This is a genomic window from Gemmiger formicilis (genome assembly GCF_018784445.1).
Classification (GTDB): Bacteria; Bacillota; Clostridia; order Oscillospirales; family Ruminococcaceae; genus Gemmiger.
Map to the genome: position 1 here is coordinate 1 of NZ_WQOH01000006.1, position 258 is coordinate 258.

Sequence of the window (258 nt, forward strand, 5' to 3'; positions counted from 1 at the left end):
TTATGGGACACTACCGGAGAGTTTATCAATGATAATACGCTGACTGTTTACATGAAAAGGCTGCGTGACAAAATTGAAACAAATCCACAGGAGCCGGAAATCATAATTACCGTTCGTGGGCTTGGCTATAAGGTGGGTTGATATGGACTTTATCAGAAATAAAGAAGTTAAAAGGCAGATTGTTGTCAGCAGTATTCTTATTCTATTTTGGGGCGGCATTGGCATTATCGTTGATAGCAAAGCTGTGTGGATTGTTCT

At 39.9% G+C, this 258-nt stretch carries 1 protein-coding gene; it reads left to right on the forward strand.

From position 1 onward, the window contains the following. Positions 1-141: winged helix-turn-helix domain-containing protein (locus GPK89_RS03380; RefSeq protein ID WP_215691583.1), on the forward strand; the 141-nt coding region annotated here is incomplete at its 5' end. Positions 142-258 lie beyond the last annotated feature (117 nt).